Origin of the sequence: Vibrio sp. 10N.237.312.B06 (assembly GCF_041464685.1) — a bacterium.
Taxonomy (GTDB): Bacteria; Pseudomonadota; Gammaproteobacteria; order Enterobacterales; family Vibrionaceae; genus Vibrio; species Vibrio tasmaniensis_A.
In genome coordinates, this window is record NZ_JBFSPI010000173.1 from 1 (window position 1) to 2934 (window position 2934).

The following is a 2934-nucleotide window of genomic DNA, read 5'->3' on the forward strand; positions in this document are numbered from 1 at the left end:
GAGTTGTTGTTTCTGTTGAGGAGTCAGTATTATTTTCATGGTGTGTAGCATGATCTTGATTTTCTGAGAAATCAAGCATCTTCAATGATCACGGGTATATAATTAAATTGGCTTTGTTACGGAATTCCGTGGCACTAAATCAAGAACCTACGATTTGAACAGCTACCTCTATTCCATCTCACAAACCTAAACCTAAACCTAAACCTCGTTATAAAACAAATAACTGGAAGCAATACAACCAATCGCTCATTAACCGTGACTCTCTGACTTTTTGGGTTGATGAAGAGGCGATAAGCGGTTGGGTACAAAGCAAAAAGAATAAGCGCGAGAGGCCAAGTCGATTCAGTGATTTGGCTATCACGACAACACTAATGGTGAAACGAGTTTTTTTGTATGCTGCTGAGAGCAGTGCAAGGATTTATCGACTCGATAATTTAGACTTACCCATGTAACCACAGATCTAACCATCATAAAGGATCAGAGCGCAAGACTCGAAAAAGGTTCAACTGATTTAGGCCACAAAGCCACTTAAAACTGAAATAAGAGAGGGCAATTCACATACGAATCTAGAATCATACCAATAAATAAGAGAGTTTCTTAAAACGTAAAAATCGCTTATAATCTGCTCTAGATCGATTTATGTAATATTTTTATAGACGGCGTCGTAATGAAAACTTCAGTTGCAAATAGAGACAATCAACATTTAAGTACATCAAACAATATCACTCCCCCTGAATGTAACTCCACTTGCAGTGAAAACAAGGAAGTTATTCACATTTATTGCCCTGAAATTTGCATTAAAAATATAAGGGTAGTACTTTCAAAACATGATATAAATTGTGATATTAACAATTATTCAATTCGAGACTTCAAAGGGCACACTTTATGTCACTTTCAAAGTTCTGAGCTATCAAAAGAGCAGCGAGCATATTTAATTGGGGCAACTGAACTTGGAGCTTGGGTTGAACCATTAGTCAGTTACTTTGATAGAACGCTTGGTTATACAGAAACAGAACTACTCCACAGCGGGTACTTTCTTCATCAAAAAGCATTTTCTATTTTGTCAAATAAAAGACACGTCAATGAAAAACGCCTCATCGATTTACTGTTTGTTTTTATGATTGGTTTAATCGCTATCCCAATAGTTTTTTTAACAGCAATTTTAATCAAAATTGAATCACCAGGTCCTATTTTTTTTAAACAAAAAAGAACTGGACAATATAACCAAGAATTTGAAGTTATCAAGTTTCGCTCAATGCGTAATGATGCCGAAAAGAACGGTGCACAGTGGGCAACCAAGAATGACGCTCGTGTCACTAAAATCGGTAACTTCATTCGCAAAACTCGTATTGATGAGCTACCCCAGCTAATAAATGTATATAAGGGTGAAATGTCAATGGTAGGCCCTCGGCCCGAACGAGAAGTTTTTATTGAAGATTTGGAAAAAGAGATCCCATACTATCGCTTCCGTCACGCTGTAAAACCAGGGGTGACCGGTCTAGCACAAGTGAAATATCCATACGGAGCTTCCCTTGAAGACGCAGTCTGGAAGCACAAGTATGATATTTACTATATCAAACACCAAAACTGGCGTATGGAATTGAAGATTTTACTCTTAACAATTAAGACTGTAGTATTTGGAATGGGAAGATAGAAGTGAGTTCGAAGTTCTCCGTATTATGCTCTCTATACTTTAAAGAAGAGCCCGCTTATCTAGAGCAATGCTTCGAAAGCTTAGCTTGGCAAACACTTGAAGCCAACGAAGTAGTTGTTGTTCATGATGGTCCTTTAACTGATGCACTATACGAAACGTTAGATAAGTGGAAGAAAAAACTACCGATCAAAGAAGTTATTTTGCCAAGAAATGTAGGATTGGGAGATGCTTTAAATGCAGGGTTAAAAGAGTGCAGTCATGACTTAATAGCTCGAGTTGATACCGATGATATAAACCACCTAGACCGGTTCGAAAAACAAGTTGCTTACATGGACTTGAACATAAAGGTAGCGGCATTAAGCTGCAATATAAACGAATTTGAAACAGACCACAAATTACCATCAAGAATTAGAGCTGTACCTAAATCAGAAAATATTAAAGCATACTCTCTGAGACGCAACCCTATCAATCATATGGCTGTAATATTCCGAAAAAAAGCAATAATTGATGTTGGTAGTTATAAACACCTTTATTTTATGGAAGATTATTACTTATGGCTAAGGCTTCAAGCTAAAGGTTATTTGCTGGCTAACCAAAACACTATATTAGTTAGTGCTAGAGTTGGCAATGGTATGTTGGAAAGAAGAAGCGGCTTCAAGTATGCAAAAAGTGAAATTAAAATAATGCAAGAGGTTTACAAACTAAAACTAACAAGAAATCCTTTAGTTTTAGTTTATTTTTCTTTAAGAGCTCTATTACGACTACTCCCAAGTAAATATCTATCTAAGATTTACTCTTTAAATAGGCATCAAATTTCATCTTAATTATTGATAAGGCCAATTTAACCATTGGCTTTGTTAAGCTATTCGTAATAGACAAATTATTTCTTTTATCCCACTAATACTATACCCGTGCTCATTGAGCATGCTTGATTTTCTGTAAAAACAAGATAATGCTACGCAACCATGAGAGTAACTCTATCTCCACTGAAGAAATAAGAACTCGAACAGATACACGATTCCACTCGTGATATACCCGTGATCATTGAAGATGCTTGATTTCTCAGAAAATCAGGATCATGCTACACACCATTAAAATAATACTGACTCCTCAACAGAAACAACAACTCGAAGATAAGCACGATTCAACTCGTGATGGTCGAGTGCGTGACCGCATCAAAGCGGTTTTATACCAATTAAAGTAAAAATATGATCTAATTAAGACCGTCGAACTCTTACAGAAAATCGCCATGGATAGCCTTAATAATACTGATTTTAAAA

General features: G+C 36.3%; 3 protein-coding genes and 1 pseudogene. All 4 read left to right on the forward strand.

Annotated elements, in window-relative coordinates; translation table 11 throughout:
* Nucleotides 1-170 precede the first annotated feature (170 nt).
* Nucleotides 171-432, forward strand: a pseudogene (locus AB6C75_RS23240) (transposase); the annotation flags it as partial.
* A 235-nt stretch (nucleotides 433-667) separates the two neighbouring features.
* Nucleotides 668-1654: a sugar transferase gene (locus tag AB6C75_RS23245; protein ID WP_372101548.1), complete on the forward strand. Its 987-nt coding sequence runs from the start codon at nucleotides 668-670 to the stop codon at nucleotides 1652-1654.
* Between the two features lie 2 nt (nucleotides 1655-1656).
* Nucleotides 1657-2478, forward strand: coding sequence for a glycosyltransferase (locus AB6C75_RS23250; protein ID WP_372101547.1), 822 nt, complete (start codon nucleotides 1657-1659; stop codon nucleotides 2476-2478).
* Nucleotides 2479-2732: 254 nt separating this feature from the next.
* Nucleotides 2733-2858 (forward strand): hypothetical protein, encoded by a 126-nt coding sequence (locus tag AB6C75_RS23255; protein WP_372109463.1) that lies wholly within the window; start codon nucleotides 2733-2735, stop codon nucleotides 2856-2858.
* Nucleotides 2859-2934: the final 76 nt, after the last annotated feature.

Excerpts from the sequence above, each read along its gene's own strand:
- AB6C75_RS23245 (WP_372101548.1), top strand. The coding sequence starts at position 668 with ATGAAAACTTCAGTTGCAAATAGAGACAATCAACATTTAAGTACATCA.
- AB6C75_RS23255 (WP_372109463.1), top strand. The coding sequence starts at position 2,733 with ATGCTACACACCATTAAAATAATACTGACTCCTCAACAGAAACAACAA.